The organism is Roseibium sp. SCP14 (assembly GCF_040329475.1).
Lineage (GTDB): Bacteria > Pseudomonadota > Alphaproteobacteria > Rhizobiales > Stappiaceae > Roseibium.
This window is the reverse complement of record NZ_JBDZYH010000003.1, coordinates 465177-486230: the sequence shown is the minus strand read 5'-3', so window position 1 is coordinate 486230 and position 21054 is coordinate 465177. Positions and strand designations below refer to the sequence as shown.

Here is a 21054-nt window from a genome sequence, read left to right as displayed (position 1 = left end):
AAATGCCCCGCGAATTCAGCCGCAGGGCATATGCCAGGCGAAAAGGCCGGACGGCCGCCGCGGCCGCGTTACTGCGCGGCCGGGACCTGCGGTCCGGAAGGTTCGCTTTGCTGCTTGAGCGAATCAAGGATGCCGCCGGAACCACCTTCTGCTCCGCCGTCCGTCGTTGCGGGTGCACCATCGGTCGCAGCAGGAGTTGCATCGAGAATGGAAGCCGGTCTTTCCTGATTCTGAGCAATCAAGCTAAGCGTCAGCGAAGTGGCAAAAAAGGCCACTGCCAGGATCGCGGTTGCCCGGGTCAGGATGTTTGCCGTGCCTCGGCTGGACATCAGTCCGCCACCGCCGCCGCCTCCAATGCCGAGCGCACCGCCTTCGGAACGCTGCAGGAGGACAACAAGCACCAGGGCCAAGACGACCATCAAGTGGATTACGATGACTACGGTTTCCATCGAATGCCATTCTGTATTGAATTCAAGATTGGCGGCCTTCTACACCAGACGCCGCCAGCTTTCCACCCTTCAATTGCGCCTTGATCACAGAAGCTTCAAGAGCTTGCGGATCACGAATACGCAGAAAGGATACCTAAAAAGTCGTCAGCTTTGAGGCTCGCCCCTCCGACAAGTGCGCCGTTCACGTTGGCAACAGCCATCAGTTCTCCTGCATTTCCCGGCTTCACCGAGCCGCCGTAAAGCAAGCGCATTGCAGCACCTTCTTCGCCAAGCCGGTCTTTCAGGTTGTTGCGAACAGCCTTGTGAATTTCTTCAACATCTGTGGCTGTCGGGGTCAATCCGGTGCCGATTGCCCAAACGGGCTCATAGGCAACAACAGTGTTTTCGGCAGTAGCGCCATCGGGAATGGACCCGTTCAGCTGACGTTCGACAACCTCAACCGCCTGCCCGGCCTTCCGTTCAGTTTCGGTTTCTCCAACGCAAACAATCGCGACCAAACCGGCGCGCCAGGCTGCCTCAGCCTTGGCATTGACGTCTGAATCGCTCTCGCCATGATCCGTCCGGCGCTCGGAATGCCCGACAATTACGGCTGTCGCTCCAGCGTCCCGCAACATTTCTGCGGAGACATCACCTGTATGAGCACCGGATTTCTCGGCATGACAGTCCTGACCGCCAACGGCGATGGCGGAGCCATCGGCTTTGACCGCAAGCAAAGAAATCAACGTGGCCGGGGCGCAAATCATGGAATCAACCGTTTCAGCCAGATCATCGGAAATTCCGGCAATCATCTTGTAGAATTCTGCCTGACTGGACTTCAGGCCATTCATTTTCCAGTTTCCGGCCACAAGTGGTTTGATTTTTGCGCTCATAATCGTGTCATCTCCCGCAGAGAGGGCGTTCTTTTGCCGCCTATAGAGCAGAAGCGATGGTCTGTTGCAATGATCTTGGGGACAGTAATTTGTTTTCCTTTCCGAAGTTTATCCAAGGCTGCCTTGCAGCGGCGGCAACAGCTCATTATGATCCGCCCGCTCCGGCCTGGACCGGTCCACCATCCGGGCAGAAAATCCGGCCGTTTGAAAAACAAGAATTACGGGAGTCGTCATGCTTGACGCGCTGCGCAAGGGCGCTGGCACCTGGGTTGCCAAACTGTTTATCGCCCTGCTTATCTTCAGTTTCGCCGTTTGGGGCGTAACGGATTTTCTACAGGGCTTTGGCCTGAACACGGCAGCGAAAGTTGGCGATACGGAAGTCTCCCTTCTCGATTTTGATCGTACTTACCGCCAGGATCTTAACCGGCTCGGTCAGCAACTCGGCCGTCCGCTGACGCCATCTGAAGGAGCTGCACTTGGTATACCGCAGCAATCTCTCGGAAAACTGATCGCCGAAGCAGCGATGAACAACGCCGCCCAGAACCTGAAACTGGGCGTTTCCGATGAACGGCTGGCAACCATCATTCAATCCGACCCCGCATTTCGGGGACTCAATGGAAGATATGACCGCACCCGCCTGCAACAGGTTCTGCAAGCGAATGGCTACCGAGAGGACGAATATGTCGTTCAAAGGCGGCATGTTGCGGAAAGAGGACAGCTGGCGGAAGGCATCGCCGGTGGCCTGAAGGCACCGGTCAGCTATCTGGAAGCACTTGACGCTTACCAACATGAAACCCGCAATGCGGAATACCTCCTGATCACGGCTGAAGCTATCGGTGAGATTGAAGAACCGTCGGCAGAAGCTCTGGGCACTTTCTTTGAAGAAAAGAAAGCCGACTTCCGCGCACCGGAATACCGCGAAATCAAGTATGTCGCACTTACACCCGATACTCTCGCCCGTCCGGACGACGTGAACGAAGAAGACGCCCGAGCCGAGTATGATCGCCGGTCTGCAGACTTTTTCCAGCCCGAACGGCGTAAAGTGCGGCAAATGTCGTTCCCATCCAAGGAAGCGGCGGAAGAAGCTGCGGCTGAACTCCACGATGGCAAGACTTTTGAGCAACTCATGAGCGAACGCAATCTGGGCGACAACGACGTTGCTTTGGGCGTGATGTCCAAGAGCGATTTTCTCGACGAAACTCTCGGAGAGGCCGCCTTCTCGCTGAATGAGGGCGAATCCAGTGATGCTGTCGAGGGACGTTTCTCAACCGTAATCTTGAATGTCGAGGAAGTTCTGCCGGAAAGCACCCAACCGTTTGAAGAGGTCAAAGCCGGTATTGTGGAAGAACTGGCAAAAGAGCAGGCTGAGCGCGAAATCCTGGATCTTCTTGACGAGATCGAAGATGCCCGTGCCGGCGGAGCTCTTCTTGACGAGGTCGGCGAACGTTTTTCGTTGCCGGTCGAAGCACCACAAGCTTTTGACGCCTCCGGCAAGTCCATGGCTGGTTCCGATGTTGACCTCCCGGCTGCGGAGGGAATCGTCGCCGGTACCTTCGATAGTGATGTTGGAATTGAAAACGACGTCCTTCAACTTGGGGACCAGGGCTTTGTCTGGTACGACGTCGCAAAGGTAATCCCCTCGCGTGACCGCGAACTCTCCGAAGTCAAGGAAGCAGTTGTTGAAGCATGGAAAGCCGACCAGCTGTCCAATCGTCTCAATGACACCGCAGAAGAACTGCTTGCCAAGGCACAGAGCGGAACACCGTTCATAGCGCTTGCAGCGGAAAAGGGCCTGGAAGTTCAAAACGTGGAAGGGCTTAGAAGAAACACACCTTCCGGAGACTTTGGCAACGCGGCCGTTTCTGCAGCATTCACCGGGCCGGTCGGAACCAGTGCCACGACCGAGGCAGCCGACAGCAGCAATCGCATCGTCTTCAAGGTTACCTCAGGTTCAACCCCGGAGTTCGACCTATCCGCCCCGGAAGTCTCTGCGCTCGGCGATCAGCTGTCGCAACAGATTCAGGATTCGCTGCTTGGTCAGTTCATTACGGATCGCGAAGCCAAGGCCGGAGTTGAAATCAATCAGGCCGGAATCGCTCAGGTCATTGGTTTGAACCAGAATTGATACGAAAGCGGATGGAAGACTGAAATGACCACGTTCAAGGACATCATCGCCAAAGTGGCCGATGGTCACGCGCTGAGCCCGGCGGAAGCACGAGAAGCCTTTGACGTGATCCTCTCAGGGTCTGCAACACCGTCGCAGCTGGGAGGCTTTCTGATGGCCCTGCGCGTCCGTGGTGAAAGCATTGCTGAAGTCACGGGTGCCGTTGCCACCATGCGATCCAAAATGCTTCCGGTCGATGCTCCTGCAGACGCAATCGATATTGTCGGAACGGGGGGTGACAACTCCGGCAGCTACAACATCTCGACTTGCACCGCGCTTGTGGTCGCTGGATGTGGAGTTCCGGTTGCAAAACACGGCAACAGGTCGCTGTCATCAAAATCCGGTGCGGCCGAAGCTCTTGCCCAGCTTGGCGTCGACATCGACATAGCTCCTGAAAAAATCTCCAACTGCATTACCAGTGCCGGTATCGGTTTCATGTTCGCACCGCTTCACCACGCGGCGATGAAACATGTCGGACCGACACGGATGGAGCTGGGCACGCGGACCATCTTCAATCTGCTTGGGCCACTGTCGAACCCCGCCGGTGTCAAACGTCAGATGGTCGGCGTTTTCGCGCGCAGATGGGTTGAACCCGTTGCCCATTCGCTCAAGGAACTTGGATCTGAAAAAGCATGGGTTGCCCATGGTTCGGACGGCATGGACGAAATCACGACAACCGGTTCGACATACATCAGCGAACTGAAAGACGGCAAGGTACGATCATTTGAGATCTCACCGGCCGACGTAGGTCTTCCTATTGCAAAAGCTGAAGATCTCAAGGGTGGACAGCCTTCGGAAAACGCAAAGGCGCTTCGGGAAGTTCTCGCTGGCGCCCAAAACGCCTATCGCGATATCGTGCTGTTCAACTCCGCTGCTTCCCTGCTGGTCGCAGACAAGGTGTCCAACCTGAAGGACGGCGTTGAAATGGCAGCTGATTCGATTGACAACGGATCCGCGGCCGACACTCTCGAAAAGCTGGTTGCGGCATCAAACGGATAGTCACATGGCCGATATCTTACAGAAAATCGAAGCCTACAAGCGCGAAGAAATCGCTGCGGCAAAATCGAAAGTTTCGCTGGAGGAACTGAAGGCGCAGATCGCCGACGTATCAGAGCCTCGCGGTTTCCTGAAAGCCATCGAGGCAAAGCACTCGACTGGTGATTACGCTCTGATCGCGGAGATCAAGAAAGCCAGCCCGTCAAAAGGCCTTATTCGGGAAGATTTCAATCCACCTTTGCTTGCGAAATCATACGAAGAGGGTGGAGCCGCATGTTTGTCTGTTTTGACGGATGCCCCGTCTTTTCAAGGCAAGCCGGAGTTTCTGACAGCCGCGCGTGGTGAAGTTTCGCTGCCTGCTTTGCGCAAGGACTTCCTCTATGACACCTACCAGGTCTATGAAGCCAGAGCCTGGGGCGGCGACTGCATTTTGATAATTCTCGCTGCAGTCGACGACGATACCGCCAGGGCCCTTGAGGACACCGCCTTTGAACTCGGCATGGACGTTCTGCTTGAAGTGCATGACGATGCAGAACTCGAGCGTGCACTGAAACTGTCTTCTCGGCTGATGGGTATCAACAACCGAAATCTGAAAACCTTCGAGACGAAACTCGAAACCAGCGAGGAACTGGCACCCAAGGTACCTGCTGACCGAATTGTCGTTGGCGAGTCCGGCTTGTTCACACCAGATGATCTTGCGCGCATGAACAAGGTTGGAATTTCGACGTTCCTGATCGGTGAGAGCCTCATGCGTCAGGATGACGTGGCGGCTGCCACCAAAGCCTTGCTCGCTCGCCCTTCTCTTTCGAAAGCTGTTTAGGCGGTCAATGTCCGACCAAGATACAAAACTCACTCACCTGGATGAGGCCGGCGCGGCCAATATGGTGGATGTCTCGAACAAAGATGCCACCCACCGTATTGCAGTGGCCCGCGGCACCATCACGATGCGACAGGAAACGTTGGACCTGATTCGTTCGGGAAATGCCAAAAAAGGCGATGTTATCGGCACGGCGCGCATCGCCGGTATTCTTGCCGCCAAAAAGACCCATGAACTTATTCCACTTTGTCATCCCCTGATGCTTTCAAAGGTGACGATCGACATTGACGTTGATGAAAGCCTGCCGGGTCTTGCTGTTACCGCGACCACCAAAGTTAGCGGTCAAACCGGTGTCGAGATGGAAGCCCTCACGGCATGCTCCCTCACCTGCCTGACAATTTACGACATGGCCAAGGCCGTTGATCGCGGCATGGTGATCGGAGACATTCGCCTGGTGGAAAAAGCCGGCGGTAAATCAGGACACTGGTCCTTGGAAAAAGACGGCAGCGAAGGCGGAACCTGATGAGCCTGATGCCGGTCGCAGAAGCGCTTGAAAAACTCCTTTCAGGCGTTTCCCCACTTGAGAGCGAAACCGTTTCGCTGGACCTGGCCAATGGCCGCTATTTGGCAGAACCGTTGGCCTCCACGCGTACGCAGCCACCGTTCGCGGCGTCTGCAATGGACGGATACGCAATCCGCCATGAAGACCTGGCGCAAGGAAACACAACACTTACCGTCATTGGCGAAGCACCGGCGGGGCACAGCTATTCCGGTGAAGTAAAAGCCGGCGAGACCGTTCGGATTTTCACAGGTGCTCCGGTACCGGCAGGTGCGGACACGATCCTCATTCAGGAAAACGCAGAGCGAACCGGAGACGAGATAAGTGTTCTGCATGCACCCGAGCAAGGTGCGTTCGTGCGTCCCGCCGGCCTCGATTTCTCAAGGGGCGAAGAACTTCTTTCACCACCGCTGAAGCTGACATACCGGCACCTGGCGCTTGCGGCCGCGATGAACCACCCGACCTTGCCTGTCATCCGGCAACCCAAGGTAGCCATACTGGCAACGGGAGACGAACTCGTTCGACCTGGTGTCGAACCCGGCCCGGATCAGATCATCGCGTCAAATCACGCCGGTATTGCAGCACTTGTTGAAGATTGTGGCGGCATACCGCTGGATCTGGGTATCTCAAGAGACGACCCCGTGGAACTTGCCAATCACGTCCAACAGGCGATTTCGGCAAAGGCAGATGTCCTAGTGACATTAGGCGGCGCATCGGTAGGAGATCACGATCTGGTTCAGGATGTCCTGGGCCAGGAGGGAATGGATCTCGCCTTCTGGCGAATTGCGATGCGACCGGGCAAGCCACTCATGGCCGGACGTCTCGGCAAGACAAAAGTCCTGGGACTGCCGGGAAATCCGGTTTCAAGCCTTGTCTGCGGATTGCTTTTCCTGAAACCACTGTTGAAGGCGATGCTTGGACAAAAGACCGGCGACACCGAGTCAAAGTCTGCCATTCTCGGTGCAGGCATTCCGGAAAACGACCGTCGACAGGATTATGTCCGGGCCACACTGGCTGAAGACACTGACGGCCGTCTGATCGCGACGCCGTTTTCCAAGCAGGACAGCTCCATGCTCGGTCTATTGGCAAAGTCCGGTGCGCTGATCGTTCGGCCGCCACATGCTCCGGCTCAGGAAGCCGGGACAAATGTTCCCGTCATGGTGCTCTAGCACAGCCTGAACAACGTCAGCGTCAGCGCTCTCGCAGCGCGTGAGCGATCTGATCCGTGATCGGCTTGACCAGGTAGCTCAAGACGGTACGGTCACCCGTCGTCAGAAAGGTCTCAACCGGCATCCCCGGGACAAGGGTTTGTGTCCCGAGTTTGTCCAGTTCATCTTCATCTATCACCAACCGGGCGACGTAATAGCTTGTGCCAGTGCGTTCATCCTGAGTCAGGTCAGCCGACACTGTCAGCAGTTCCGCACTCAATTCCGGTGTTGTTCTCTGATCGAAGCTTGGGAACCGAACCCTGGCCTGCTGCCCTGGGGCCATCTGATCAATGTCAATTGGACGAACCTGCGCTTCGACAATGAGCTGGTCTTCACGCGGTACGATCTGCATAACTGTTTCGCCAGGGGCGACCACACCACCGATTGTGTGAACCGACAGCTGGTGAATGTATCCATTCTGCGGCGCAAGAATTTCTACCCGTGTCAGTTCGTCCTCAGCCGCAATTTTCTGTTCTTCGAGCTGCGCTATGCGTGACCGTACTTCCTGCAGCTGCTCAAGAACTTCTGCACGATAGGATTCTTCGATCTGCAGTATCTGGATCCGCCGTTCGCTGATCGCTTCCCTGGTTCTGGCGATTTGCGCAATCAGGTCGCCATGCTCACCTTCCAAACGGGCCTTTTCGCGCCGCAGAGACGTGACCCGGCTCTTTGAAACAAGCTGCTTGTTCAGTAGGCCATCAAGATCTGAGAGCTCCTCGTCGATCAACTCGATTTCGGAGACTTTAGCTGTTACCTGAGCTTCCAGTCCCAAGGTCTGCTTGTTGAACTGACGTATCTGTTCTTCCAGCTGATTCTTGCGTCCATCCTTGGAATTCTGGCGTGCCTCCAGAAGCAATTGCTGCCCCCGTTCAATGTCGGTCAGTTCCCGTTGGTCAGAACCAGGCCACTCAATCGAGCGAATATCATCCCGTTCCGCCTCAAGACGGCGTTCCTGAGCAGTCATTTCAGTAAGTTGTTTGGTGATGACTGCCAGATTGGCTCGCGTAACCGTGTCGTCCAGACTGATCAGCAGTTCCCCTGCTTCCACGACATCACCATTCTTGACCCTGATATCACGAACAATGCCACCTTCACGATGTTGAACCTGCTTGATGTTGGTTTCAACAACCACGGTTCCGGATGAGACAACGGCCCCGGAAATTTCGGTAAACGTTGCCCAGCCTCCTATGCCTGCAACGACAAATATCGCAATAAAGAGTGCAAACAGGAGATGGTTGCGCACAGTCTTGCGCAGCATGTCATCCGCGTTTCCAGACGTTTGATTGGTCATTTCTCTGGCACTATTCCCTGTTCAAGCCCTTACCGCCCAGGCCCTGCTCCAGCGCGCACACGCTGGACCGGCTGAACGACCTGTTTCAAGACTTCTTCCTTCGGACCGAACCCGGCCATCTTGCCTTCCTTGAGGCAAAGGATCTTGTCCACCGTCGCAATCGCGCTCGGACGGTGGGCAATCACGACAACGATCGATCCCTTCTCCCGCATTGCCTTGATTGCGCCGGTCAAGGCACTTTCGCCTTCCGCATCCAGATTTGAGTTTGGTTCATCAAGCACAACCAGGAACGGATTGCCGTAAAGAGCCCGTGCAAGCGCGACACGCTGCCGCTGTCCGGCAGACAAAAGCCTGCCGGTGCGACCGATGACCGTATTGTACCCCTCAGGTAGCGAAACAATCATATCATGAACATCAGCAAGTTTGGCCGCTTCGATGACCTTGTCCGGTGACGCATCTTCGTTGAAGCGGGCAATGTTCTCCGCAATCGTTCCATCGAAAAGCTGCAGGTCCTGCGGCAAGTAACCGATAAACTGACCGCGCTTAGTGCTTGGCCATTGGCCAAGTTCAGCTCCGTCATAGCGAATGACGCCCTTGAGAGCAGGTGTCGCGCCAACCAAAGCCCGGGCAAATGTCGATTTCCCGGATCCCGAAGGCCCGATCACGCCCAGACCATCTCCGGATTGGAGCTGAAGCGTTACATTTTGAACATAGGGCATGGCCTCGCCGAACGGTCCGCAGAAGACCTGTTCGACACTGATCTTGTTGGCCGGCAGAGGCAGGTCCATTTTTTCCGGTTCATCATCTGCGACAACCAGCACTTCCCGCAAACGCTTCAGCGCCTGCCGGCTGGCGACAAAACCTCTCCATTGCGCGACCGCTTGCTCGATCGGCGCAAGTGCCCTGGAGGTCATGATCGAAGCTGCAATCATGACACCCGGCGTAATTTCCTGCTGAATTGCAAGCCAGGCGCCGACACCGAGAATGGCAGACTGAAGCACAAACCGGATCGTCTTGATGGCTGTGCCGAAAATTCCGGTGCGGTCGGACGCCCGACGTTGCGTGGCAAGATATTCGCCGTTTTGCGCATCCCACCTTGTGGCAAGCGCGCTCTGCATACCCATCGCCGTTACGACTTCGGAGTTCCGCTGTCCGCTTTCAACGACGGAGGCACGGCGCCCAGCCTGCCCTGCCGCTTCTTCAGACGGGCTACGCGACATCGCTTCGTTGACGCCGATCAGAATCGTAATGACGACGGCTCCAGCCAGCCCCACGATCCCAAGAAGTGGATGAAACAGAAACACGATGCCGAGATAGAGCGGCAACCAGGGAATATCGAATATGGCGGCCGGTCCCGGACCGGACAGAAACTGACGGATCGTGTCAAGGTCCTGCACCGGGCGCAGCTTGGCCGCCTGCCGCCCGAGACGGACCGGCAAACTGTTGGAAACCTTGTAAACTATGCCCGAAAGACGGGCATCTACCCGTTGGCCCAAACGGGACAGGATACGGCCACGAACGCCCTCCAGAATTCCGTAGAATATGTAAAGCACCATGGCCAGAATGCCGATCACGACAAGTGTCGGCACAGAGCCGCTGGCAAGCACCCTGTCATAAACCTGCAACATGAACACAGGGCCAGTCAGCATCAGAATATTGATTACAAAACTGACGACGGCAACGCCCCAGAACGCACTCCGGATTGGACGGAACGCCTTGGCAACAGGATTGTCTCGTCCGGTATGTGGTTTTGCGGCTCTTTGCCTTGCTCCAACCATGAAGTCCTCTGAATCTTGCTTTCAGTTTTGTCGCTTCCGAACAACCTGGTCTGCGGAACCGATCAAAGTAGCTGTAACGTGTTCAAACTCGTTTCCGATCGAACCGCTCACAGTCCAAGTCATACGTAATTTGCAGGCGACCGGTTCAAACACAAACTTGCAATCCGAACAAGACACAGCTTCGCTTGCAGTCAGTAAACCTTGACGACGCGTGCAGCTAAAACACCTAAAATTTGTCAAAAACCCGGCCGCATCGGACCGGGTTCTTCATTCGGGTAAAATTTTGCACTAGCTTGCAGCTGAAACTGCGCGCTTGGCCATCACGGTAACGAGATTTGCCCGATAGGCCGATGATCCGTGGAGATCGTGAAGCATGCTGCCGGCATCGACCTTGATGCCAGCCACTGCATCCGGCGACCAATTTGAGGCCAGAGCGGCTTCCATACCACTTACACGGAAGACACCGTAATGCCCTGCCCCGGTGACTGCGACGCGTACGCTTCCGTCCCCGTGCCGTGCCACAAACACACCGGCCATTGCGTAACGGGAAGCCGGGTTCGGGTACTTGGCATAGGCTCCTTTTTCCACAACCGGGAACGACACCGAGACAACAATCTCGTCTTCATCAAGGGCGGTGTCGAACATTCCGATGAAGAAATCTTCCGCCGACAATTCACGCTTGCTGGTGACAACAGTCGCTCCAAGGGCCACCAACGCAGCCGGGTAGTCCGCTGCAGGATCGTTGTTCGCAATCGATCCGCCGAGAGTGCCCATGTGCCGTACCGCCGGATCACCGATCCCGTTGGCGAGCCCTGCAAGGCTCGGCAATTTCTGCTTGACGAGTTCGGATGAAGCCACTTCGGCGTGCGTCGTTGCCGCACCGATCGAGATACTGCCACTTCCTTCCGAAATTCCGTTCAAATCGGCTATTTTCGTCACATCGACCAGATCGCTCGGTGCCGCCAACCTTTGCTTCATTGTCGGAAGAAGAGTCTGACCTCCTCCCAGGATCTTTCCATCATCCGACTTCGAGACCAGATCTGCCGCTTCAGAAACAGAACCGGCCCTGTGATAATTTGTTTCGTACATTTCGCGTCTCCCCAAAAGATGGGTTCAAGTGTCATCAAATTGCGTTGGCATCGCAGACGGGCACAAAAGGTATGGCCCTCAGGTCTCCCTGGAAGATCTCCCGATCCTCGACGCCTTGAATTTCGGCACCAAGGTTTCCGGCACGCTCCCACATATCAAGCGCCTTGCCGTGGTCCCCGCTCAGAAGCAGGGCGCGAGCCATGAGCTCATAGGCATAGGCATGATCGAAATCTTGCAATTCAGCGGAATGGCGTTCGGTCAGGTCGAAAGTTCGCTCGGCGTGCCGCAGGGCCGCTTCCGCGATCCCCAGCACGACATAGACCCTGCCGATCAACCATTCGCCTCTTTGCTGCTGAACGGGACCGCCTACCTGCAACCAATGCCATAAACTGGCATGCGCGACGTGAACCATCTCTTCGCATTCCTCAGCCGTCCGGTCCTTCTTTTCGAGAAGGAACCAGATCCGCTGGTTCAGCGAGATCGCCAAGGCTTTATGGTCCACGTCAGCCAACGTCATTTACTCGGCTGCCTGTTTTGCGGTTGATTGGCAAAGTGCCCAGACCTTTTCCGGTGCCGCCGGCATCGTCAGGTCGTTGCTTCCGATCGCATCCGTAATCGCGTTGATTACAGCAGGTGGCGAGCCAATTGCCCCAGCTTCACCGCACCCTTTCATGCCAAGCGGGTTGCCCGGGCACAGCGTTTCATGCGTGGAGAGGTTGAACGAGGGAACATCGTCCGCTCGTGGCATGGTGTAGTCCATGTAGGATGCGGTCAGCAGCTGACCGTTTTCATCATACGCGGCGTTTTCCAGTAGCGCCTGGCCAATGCCCTGCACCAGACCGCCATGAACCTGACCTTCGACGATCATCGGGTTGATGACCTTGCCGAAGTCATCCGCGGCAACGAAGTTGACGATGTCGGTCTTGCCTGTCTCCGGGTCAACTTCCACCTCACACACATATGTCCCTGCGGGGAATGTGAAGTTTGTCGGATCGTAGAACGCCCCTTCCTTCAGGCCTGGCTCCATGCCCTCTGGCAGATTGTGCCCCGTGTAGGCAGCCAGAGCGACTTCGGTGAAGGTCAGTTTCTTGTCGGTGCCGGCGACTTTCAGTTCGCCGCCTTCAATCTGGATGTCTCCTTCCGAAGCTTCCATCAGGTGAGCCGCGATTTTCTTCGCCTTTGCCTCGACCTTGTCGAGGGCCTTGACGATCGCCGACATACCAACCGCACCGGAACGGGACCCGTAAGTCCCCATTCCGAACTGGACCTTGTCCGTATCGCCATGAACAATCGAAACGGAATCGGTGTCCAGGCCGAAACGCTCGCTCACCAATTGTGCGAAGGTTGTTTCGTGTCCCTGACCGTGACTATGCGATCCGGTCAATACTTCCACCGTTCCGATGGGATTCACGCGAACTTCGGCAGATTCCCAGAGCCCGACGCCTGCACCGAGCGAACCGACGGCTGCAGACGGAGCAATACCGCAGGCTTCGATGTAGCAGGAGAGCCCCATTCCGCGAAGCTTGCCGCGAGTGGCTGCTTCTGCCTTTCGTGCTGCAAAACCGTCATAATCCGCAGCTTTCAAAGCTGCATCCAGTGTCGTGTCATAGTTGCCTGCGTCGTAACACATGATGACAGGTGTCTGGTGCGGGAAACTTCTGATGAAGTTCTTTCGGCGGAAGTCAGCCGGCGACAAACCAACTTCCCGGGCAGCCGTTTCAACAATCCTTTCAAGGAGGTAAGTTGCTTCCGGGCGTCCTGCCCCACGGTACGCGTCCACCGGAGTGGTATTGGTGTAGACCGCTTTCACATTGGCGTGGATTGCCGGAATGTTATACTGACCCGAAAGCAAAGTCGCGTAGAGATACGTTGGAACCGAAGAAGAGAACAAAGACATGTAGGCGCCGAGATTGGCGATGGTCTTCACCCTCAAGCCAATGATCTTGTTGTCCGCATCGAGAGCGAGTTCTGCCTCGGAGGCGTGGTCTCGTCCGTGCGCATCCGTCAGAAAGGCTTCTGTTCGATCGGATACCCATTTCACCGGCCGACCAATGCGCTTTGACGCCCAAAGACAAGCGATCTCTTCCGGATAAATGAAGATCTTTGACCCGAAGCCGCCCCCAACATCAGGCGCGATCACGCGCAGTTTGTGTTCAGGAGCAACGTTGTAGAAAGCAGACAGGACAAGCCGAGCCACATGCGGGTTCTGAGAGGTTGTATAAAGCGTATGATGCTCTTCAGCTTCGTTGTAACTCGCAAGCGCCGCGCGTGGTTCCATCGGATTGGGAACAAGTCTGTTGTTCCTGATTTCCATTCTTGTGACGTGAGCTGCTTTTTCAAAGGCGGCGTTGACAGCAGCTTCATCCCCGATTTCCCAATCGTAAATCAGGTTGCCTGCTGCTTCCGGATGAATTTGCTGCGCTGACTCATGAATTGCGGCAACCGGATCGACGACCGCGGGAAGCTCCTCGTAGTCAACAACCACAGCATCCGCAGCATCCCGAGCTTGTGCCTGCGTATCCGCAACAACCACGGCAACAGCCTGACCGACGTGCCGGACAATTTCCGGTTCCAGAGCGCGCCAGCCACCCATATTCATCGGTGAACCATCCTTGGAATGGATCATCCAGCCGCAAATCAGGTTTCCAATCCCGTCTCCGACAAGTTGCTCACCTGTAAGAACCGCATCGACACCAGGCATCAAAAGAGCCTCGCTGGCGTCAATTCCCTTGACCTTCGCATGCGCATGTGGCGAGCGCACGAATGCTGCAAAGCCCATGCGCGGCAAAACCATATCATCTGTATATTGGCCCTTGCCGGTGAGGAACCTCTTGTCCTCCTTGCGCAATGCGCGGGCACCAATCCCCTCAACTGCCATCATCTCTCTCCCAAAAACAGTTCAATCCGGTTCCGCCATCGCCGGGAAATTTTCATTGCCGGCCTTGCCGGCAGTCACCCGCTTATCGCGTTTTCCTCCAAAATCAGGCGGACAACCCAACGTGCCTTTTCCTCCCGGCAGTCGATTGAGTTGATTGATTCTGGGGTGTGAAGCTCAGTTCACTCGCGCATTCAACAGGTGCTGGGTATCACTCCGCAGCGTGAGCCATGCCGGCCATCTGATCGGAAGCGGCTTTGATAGACTTGACGATGTTGTGGTAGCCGGTACAACGGCAGATGTTGCCTTCCAGCTCATGTCGGATGGTGGCTTCATCGAGGTTGCCCGCGCCATAGCGATTGATCATGTCGATTGCACTCATGATCATTCCCGGCGTACAGAAGCCACATTGCAGTCCATGGTTTTCCTTGAAAGCGGCCTGCACCGGATGCAACTCACCGTTTGAAGCAAGACCTTCTACAGTTACAACTTCAGCGCCATCCGCCTGCGCAGCCAACATGGTACAGGACTTGACCGATTTCCCGTCGACGTGAACAACGCAGGCACCGCATTGCGACGTATCGCATCCCACATGTGTACCGGTTAGCCCACGCACCTCCCGGATGAACGATACGAGCAGCGTCCGGTCTTCGACATCCGCCGAAACCGTCTTGCCGTTCAATACCATCGATACTTTCGACATCAATTTCTCTCCCTCATGAAATTCTTTGAGCAATTGCTCGAAAACAGCCCGGCTTTTCACCGTGTTATTTTCCAAGGTCCCGGCGAGCAATTTTTCGTCAGGACCAAATCTTGTCCAACTCGGCAGCGCCCAATCAACTTGCTATTGCAAGAACGACGATCAGCGCCGCCAGCAGGATCAAACCCCAAACCATCGGTCCACCAAACGCGTTCCTTCCGGCAGCTGCTTCAAGGTTTTCTTCCGCCTTGTGGAAGGTTTCTTCGACCACGTGTTCCGCTTCTTCTATGGCATGCATGACTTCGCCAGGCGCTTCTTCGATTGCGATGCGCTTGGCTTCCTCCGCAACCCCGGCATCAAGCTCGTCTGTGACCGGTTCAGCAGCCGCCGCTGGTTCAATTTCCCCGCCGACCATTTCCGTAAACTTTGTAAAAAAGTCTTCAGCCATCTTCTTGGCAGTGGAATCGATCAACCGGCTGCCCAACTGAGCGAGTTTGCCACCGACCTGGGCCTTGGCTTCATATGTCAGAACCGTTTCATTGCCGTCTTCGGTCAACTTGACATCTGCCGAACCTTTGGCAAACCCGGCTACTCCGCCCTTGCCTTCCCCACTGATAGTATAGCTCTCTGGCGGATTGATGTTCTCCAGGGTAACGGACCCCTTAAACTTCGCCTTGACGGGTCCGATCTTGGACGTGACCGCCGCAGTCATTTCTGTTTCGGAAGTCTTGTCGAGGCTTTCGCAGCCAGGAATACAGGCTTGCAGAATTTCCGGATTGTTCAGCGCGTCCCAAACAGTTTCCCTCTTGGCCGGTATCCGGTGGGAGCCGTTCATGTCCATTTGTTTTCTCCCCAAGTCATCCTTCACCACAATCCGGCGAATTGTCAGACGACGCTCTCCTCTAAAGCGCGCGCATACAAATCACGTTCCCGCTATGAGAGCGTGGTTCGTACAAAATTTCAATCGCTTAAATTGCTTCGACCTAAGAATAGAGCTTCGCATCGCCACTTGCTGTGTCAAGCGCCGAGCGTTCGCTTAGTGGGAAACATGCGGTCAGCAGACTCAGCCGGGGCGTTCACCCGACTTGTTGGCAATTTGGATAAAGCCCTGTATCTCAGCACTGCTGAGTGGCTTGGCATAGTGGTATCCCTGCAGGTAATCACACTGAAGTTCCCGCATGATGTTTTTCTGGGCTTCAGTTTCCACACCTTCAGCCGTGATGCTGAGGTCCAATGCTTGTGCCACCGCGATGATTGACTTCACGACCGCGAGCGCATCACTGTCCTGATCCATATTCATGATGAAGCTGCGATCAATCTTGATTCCGTCGACCGGCAATTTCCGCAGATAGCTGAAAGAAGAATATCCGGTACCGAAGTCGTCGATAACCACTTTAGCACCCTTGCTGCGAAGCCAGCTCAACAATGATACTGTAATCTGATCATTGCTGATGAAAAGCCCTTCCGTGACTTCAAAGACCAGGCGGCTCAACGGCAGATTTGCGGTAGAGACCGCCTCTTCGATATCCTTGTAAATTCGGTTGGACTGAACCTGTCTGGGTGAAAGATTGACGTTCAGACGGGCGTTTTCCGCAAGTCCTTGCATTTGTACAAATTCGGAAAAGGCGGACTTGAACATCCAGGCCCCAATCTCCGAGATCAATCCACTTGCTTCCGCAGCCTCGATCATGCGTGCAGTATTCAGATAGCTACCGCCCGGGGTTCTAAACCGCATAAGAGCTTCAAAAGAGGCGATACTCTCGTCCCGGGCCTTCATGATAGGCTGGTAGTGAACGGAAAATTCGGTTTGATTGGTCGTGCCAGTGAGCAGAGACGCCAGACGCAACCGCTCGAACGCTGCTTCCTGCATCAGGGGATGGAAGACCGCGTGATTGGTCAAACCTTTCTGTCTGACATCGTTCAAAGCGATGGACGCAAACCTGATGGTCTCTTCAGCCCCCTGCTTGTCGTTCTCTCGCGTGGAGAAACCGAGCCTCAGCCGCAAAGTGATCTGATTGTCGTCAATCGTAATCGGGTCGTGAAACGCTTCCTCGACCCGCGTAACGACATCCTGAATATTGTTTTCTTCACCGCCCTTCAGAAGAATGAGGAACTCGTCCTTTTCTTTTCTCGCAATGGTCAGCGCATCGGGAAATGTCTGCGACAGGCGGTGCCCCGTCTTGCGAAGGACGGCACCAGCTTTTTCGTCTCCGATGCCATCAACGATAACCCTGAAGCGTTGAATTTCCGAATGAACGACCAGAAGCGACGTGTGCTGGGAAGAATTGCGCTGAAAGGACTCGATGAAGCCGGAAAAGGTTGAAAGGCCGGTTACACGATCAACATAAGCCAGATTGCGAATGTGCTCGAGCAGACCTGTTTTTTCATACCCCAGCGCAACGTTTGAAACGAATAACTGCACCACCTCGGATCCGATGAGTTCTTCAAGTGTCTTTTCCGGAATCCCGAGATATAGGGCGCCAGCCATTCCATTCCGCGTGATAAGCGGCAAGGCAACACCGTGAGTTGTCGAACAGGTCTCATGACTTTCGATGCATTCATTGATCGATTTGCGAATGACATCATCACCCACGAGATCGATCGGAAGATCTATCTTGTCCTCAAAATTTCCGGTTGCGGCCAGCACTCTTATCTTGGACCTGTCGATACTTCCGTATTCCGGCAGGGATTCAAGTCCACACAACAGGCAGTCGACCGGATGGCCAACAAGATCATCAAAATGCTTCAGTACGGTCGAAGCAAATTCGCTCAAGGCATTTTTTTCAACAATCGCTGCAAAATGTGTGTTCAGTTGCTGCAGTTTCCGACGGTTTGTCTCCAAGGACATGACCAGCTTGTATCCGCGCAACGCAGTCACGATGGCTGTGATCAGTTTCGTTCGCGATAATTCGGCTTTCTCAGTGTAGCCGTCGATGTCAAACTTCATGATGACATCGGTCTGGGGCGCGTAACCGGGTTGCCCGGTCCTCAAGATCAGACGCGTGAAATGATTGCCCAGTTCCGATCTGATCCATCTCACCAGCCCTAGCCCGGCAGTGTCACTCTCCATGACCACGTCGACCAGAGCAACTGCAATGTCATCAGTTTCGCTCAGAATCTGCCGCGCTTCTTGTGCAGAAAGAGCATGGACAAGTTCGAACGCGCGATCTTCGAACTGGCAGCCGGCAACAGCTATCTTGGTGACGTCGTGAACGTCCGGATCATCATCAACGACGAGAATTTTCCAGGGAGCTTTCGTGCTCTTTTTCACCTCGGCATGAGAGGGGGCAAGAAAGTCCATTACCATCTCAATGCGCCTTCTTTCTGATCGCAGCTTCGGCCTTTACCGGAGTTTCCATGGGAATCTCGATCGTAAACTCGGTTCCGGAGCCAACCTTGGATGTGACGGAGATCGAGCCGTTCAGGGCCTCTGTGACCAATTGGTAGCAAATTGCCATCCCCAGACCCGATCCACCTTTTCCAAACTTCGTTGTGAAGAAAGGTTCAAAGACCTTCTTCAAATTCTTTTCCGGAATTCCAACCCCGTAGTCTCTGCAGCTGAATACGATTTTGGTATTCGCTGCTCCAGACGGGTCTCGCTCTGCTGATTCCACCACGCGCGACGAGAGCCGTATCTTGCCTTCACTTCGCCCTTCGTAACCATGCTTCATTGCATTTTCCACGAAATTCGAAACCAATTGGCTTAAGGCGCCCGGATAGCTGTCCACAACCTCGTCGGCGTTCAGGTCCAACTCCACATCAAACGAAGTTTTCTTCAAGGTTGGCTGCAAGGTGGCCAGCGTTTCGCGGATAATATGATCGAAATTGAACGAGCGCTTTTTTTCGCTCTGACGGTCAACCGCAACCTGACGGAAGTTTCCGACAAGATCCCTTGCCCTTCCGAGCGTCTTCTCGATGATATTCGCAGTGTCCGTAATGCGTTGAACTTCATTCTCCAGAGCTTCTTTGCTCAGGCTCTGCTGTTCCAGTTCGGTTTGCAGATATTCCGTAGAATCCTTGATGGTCGTCGCAGCCATCAACGCGTTCCCGAGCGGCGTGTTCAATTCGTGTGAAACGCCCGCAACAAGCGCCCCGAGAGCTGCAAGATTATCTGCCTGAATAAGTTCCTCCTGAACCAGTTTCAGCTGCTCGGTGCGATGCGCAACCAGATCCTCCAGGTTCGTCTGGTATTCCTGGATCTTCTGCAAATCCAGATGCCGTCGCTGAACCATCGACTGCAAGCTCGCAGACAGAATTCCGATTTCGTCTACACGCCCCGGCATAAGCTCTGCCTTTGGAGGATCTTCGATAAGCCTGGGCGTGGACAGGTAATTCACAATCGTCGAAAGAGGACGGCCTATCAGCCGCTTGAACACGGCTCTGATAACAATCGCCAGCAAGAGCAAATAGATGATGATTGCAGTGACGATGAACCCGACAGTCGAAGCGATCTCATACGAAATGGTGTTCCGGTCGATCAAGATATAGACCTGACCGATAGCATCCTTATGCAGAACAGCACTCGGAGAATTCAGTGAGTAGGTAAGCGCTTCTGATTGACGCGGACCTGTAATCGGCTCACCGAAGTTTCCGGTATCAGGCGTTTCAACCCAGACGCGCTCCACGACCTCCAGACTCTCCAGCCCTCGAATAAGTTGCAGAGTGGCATCCGCATTCACGGTCCAGATCGCTCTTTCAAAGGGACGTTTGGTCGCCTGAAAAAATGCTTCTGTTACTCGGATCGCACGGGCATGCGAGGCGTCCCAGGTTATCTTTGTAAGAATCCCAATAAAGATCAGCCCAAGAAGAGCAAACAAACCAAGCGTATAGAGAATGAAGGTTCGTGACAGGCTGGCCCGGCCCATCTCTTTCGGAGTATATGGCAACGACGCACTGCCGCTTAGACTCAAGATACCCACCTCTACCTACGAGAACGATCCCGTTTCCGGTAATAATGCAAATCCGCAGAATCTTCGCCTGCTCACCTTAAGGCAAATATCCGCGGTCAACCACAACCTGTGCCCTGAACAATCAGTTCAAGGACGTTTGAAGGTCCTTGGCATGCGCGGTTTACAGCTCGTGATATTCAGCCGAATCCCGCCCCAAGGATCAGGAGCGGATTGTGAGGGAGTTTTCTAAATATTTCATAAAAATCAATTGTAAATTGAGCCGGTCGAAAAGCAGTTGCATTAGCAACTTCAGTTGAATTGTTCCTGGTGATGACGGGCGGCTTTGCCTCATGCAAATATCCCTGGTGATAATCCATTCCAGTCCGCTCCGCCGAACCTTCAAAAGGTACTTAACCGGCACAAACATTCATTTCTCGAAGTAACACTCAGGCACCGACGACCGAAAGATAAGGCTTCTTGTTGTCAACACAGCCTGTTCCGAGTTCGATCGGCTGCTGCTTAGCCTGTGATGCCTGTACGGGTCGACGAGTGTCGGTTGACTTCTGTTTTGGCATCGAACCGTCTTTCAGCATGTAACCGATGTACCTGGTCGACTCGATCACATCGAAACCCAATCTGTTTCGCAGTTTCTTGCGCAGCTTTGAAATATGACTCTCGACAACACATTCATCGACGCCATCGTTCATCACGCCATACACTGCGTTGAAAATCTGCGTCTTGGTCACCCGGCGTCCTTTATTCTTGACAAGATATTCGAGAATCCGGCGTTCGCGGCGAGGCAACTCCATAACATCTCCGCCGATCATCGGATCACGCCCATCAAAGAACACTTCAATCTCTCCGGTTCCGGCCGAAGTGTTCCTCGCCGAGATCCGACGTCTGAATGCGCCTACTCTCGCGATAATTTCACGAACATGGATCGGCTTCTTCAAAACATCATCCACGCCGGCGGAAAACAGACCGAGCGTGCTATCCAGGCTGGAGTTGTCTTCCAAAGCTACAATCTGCGCTTCCGGACAACGGCTTCGTATGGGAGCAACAAAACCAATGCGCTCCTCGCATTCGCCGAGCAGGATCGCATCAACCGATCCCAAATCCTGCGCGCAGGTTATTTCCAGCCAATCCTTGAGTTCGGACGGGTGAAGTTCAAGTGAAGCATATCCTTCACGCTCAAATGCCGAGGCATAGCCCGCGGTCACTATTTCCCTTGTGTCTACGATGATAAACATATTAGCCCCTTGGATTTATCAATGATCAATCCGTAGAATTGCTGGAGCTTTAGGTCAATATTTCTTCCCTGATCTGAAATCTATTTTGAGATTTAAAGTATCGATAATTCATATATCCAC

17 protein-coding genes are annotated in these 21054 nt (G+C 54.5%); 5 read left to right on the top strand and 12 right to left on the bottom strand.

The features are described from left to right. Positions 1–68 precede the first annotated feature (68 nt). Together secG and tpiA are read right to left on the bottom strand one after the other, a co-directional pair. Entirely contained in the window at positions 69–449 is a 381-nt protein-coding gene (gene secG / locus ABLQ08_RS14880) for a preprotein translocase subunit SecG (protein WP_352943641.1), read from the bottom strand. A 110-nt stretch (positions 450–559) separates the two neighbouring features. After that, the gene (gene tpiA / locus ABLQ08_RS14875) at positions 560–1318 is read right to left on the bottom strand and encodes a triose-phosphate isomerase (RefSeq protein ID WP_352943639.1); all 759 of its coding nucleotides are present in this window, start codon (positions 1316–1318) and stop codon (positions 560–562) included. A gap of 232 nt (positions 1319–1550) precedes the next feature. Between tpiA and ABLQ08_RS14870 the strand changes: the two genes are divergently transcribed. The 5 genes from ABLQ08_RS14870 to glp are packed head-to-tail and all read left to right on the top strand — an operon-like array spanning position 1551 to position 7023. Continuing rightward, positions 1551–3443, top strand: coding sequence for a SurA N-terminal domain-containing protein (locus ABLQ08_RS14870; RefSeq protein WP_352943637.1), 1893 nt, complete (start codon positions 1551–1553; stop codon positions 3441–3443). A 24-nt stretch (positions 3444–3467) separates the two neighbouring features. Continuing rightward, positions 3468–4481 (top strand): anthranilate phosphoribosyltransferase, encoded by a 1014-nt coding sequence (gene trpD, locus ABLQ08_RS14865; protein ID WP_352943635.1) that lies wholly within the window; start codon positions 3468–3470, stop codon positions 4479–4481. A 4-nt stretch (positions 4482–4485) separates the two neighbouring features. Continuing rightward, positions 4486–5298, top strand: a complete 813-nt coding sequence (gene trpC / locus ABLQ08_RS14860; protein WP_352943633.1) for an indole-3-glycerol phosphate synthase TrpC — start codon at positions 4486–4488, stop codon at positions 5296–5298. A gap of 7 nt (positions 5299–5305) precedes the next feature. Further along, positions 5306–5818, top strand: coding sequence for a cyclic pyranopterin monophosphate synthase MoaC (gene moaC / locus ABLQ08_RS14855; protein WP_352943631.1), 513 nt, complete (start codon positions 5306–5308; stop codon positions 5816–5818). Then, positions 5818–7023, top strand: a complete 1206-nt coding sequence (gene glp / locus ABLQ08_RS14850) for a gephyrin-like molybdotransferase Glp (protein ID WP_352943629.1) — start codon at positions 5818–5820, stop codon at positions 7021–7023. The genes moaC and glp overlap by 1 nt, the downstream gene beginning before the upstream one ends. Positions 7024–7045: 22 nt before the next feature. Here the strand turns inward: glp and ABLQ08_RS14845 are convergent, their stop codons facing one another. The 10 genes from ABLQ08_RS14845 to ABLQ08_RS14800 form a co-directional block, all read right to left on the bottom strand. After that, a complete protein-coding gene (locus ABLQ08_RS14845; RefSeq protein WP_352943628.1) occupies positions 7046–8353 on the bottom strand; it encodes an HlyD family type I secretion periplasmic adaptor subunit in 1308 nt (435 codons plus the stop codon). Between the two features lie 29 nt (positions 8354–8382). Continuing rightward, positions 8383–10131, bottom strand: coding sequence for a type I secretion system permease/ATPase (locus ABLQ08_RS14840; protein WP_352943626.1), 1749 nt, complete (start codon positions 10129–10131; stop codon positions 8383–8385). A 288-nt stretch (positions 10132–10419) separates the two neighbouring features. Continuing rightward, a complete protein-coding gene (locus ABLQ08_RS14835; protein ID WP_352943624.1) occupies positions 10420–11220 on the bottom strand; it encodes an FAD binding domain-containing protein in 801 nt (266 codons plus the stop codon). 34 nt (positions 11221–11254) lie between these two features. Next, positions 11255–11737, bottom strand: coding sequence for a hypothetical protein (locus tag ABLQ08_RS14830; protein ID WP_352943622.1), 483 nt, complete (start codon positions 11735–11737; stop codon positions 11255–11257). Then, positions 11738–14098, bottom strand: a complete 2361-nt coding sequence (locus ABLQ08_RS14825; protein WP_352944407.1) for a xanthine dehydrogenase family protein molybdopterin-binding subunit — start codon at positions 14096–14098, stop codon at positions 11738–11740. It lies immediately after the preceding gene. Positions 14099–14306: 208 nt separating this feature from the next. Next, a complete protein-coding gene (locus tag ABLQ08_RS14820) occupies positions 14307–14798 on the bottom strand; it encodes a (2Fe-2S)-binding protein (protein ID WP_352943620.1) in 492 nt (163 codons plus the stop codon). 133 nt (positions 14799–14931) lie between these two features. Next, positions 14932–15636, bottom strand: coding sequence for an SRPBCC family protein (locus ABLQ08_RS14815; protein WP_352943618.1), 705 nt, complete (start codon positions 15634–15636; stop codon positions 14932–14934). Between the two features lie 222 nt (positions 15637–15858). Beyond that, a complete protein-coding gene (locus ABLQ08_RS14810) occupies positions 15859–18096 on the bottom strand; it encodes a bifunctional diguanylate cyclase/phosphodiesterase (RefSeq protein WP_352943616.1) in 2238 nt (745 codons plus the stop codon). Positions 18097–18103: 7 nt separating this feature from the next. Continuing rightward, positions 18104–19705, bottom strand: a complete 1602-nt coding sequence (locus ABLQ08_RS14805) for a sensor histidine kinase (RefSeq protein ID WP_352943614.1) — start codon at positions 19703–19705, stop codon at positions 18104–18106. 425 nt (positions 19706–20130) lie between these two features. After that, entirely contained in the window at positions 20131–20934 is an 804-nt protein-coding gene (locus ABLQ08_RS14800; protein ID WP_352943613.1) for a response regulator transcription factor, read from the bottom strand. Positions 20935–21054 lie beyond the last annotated feature (120 nt).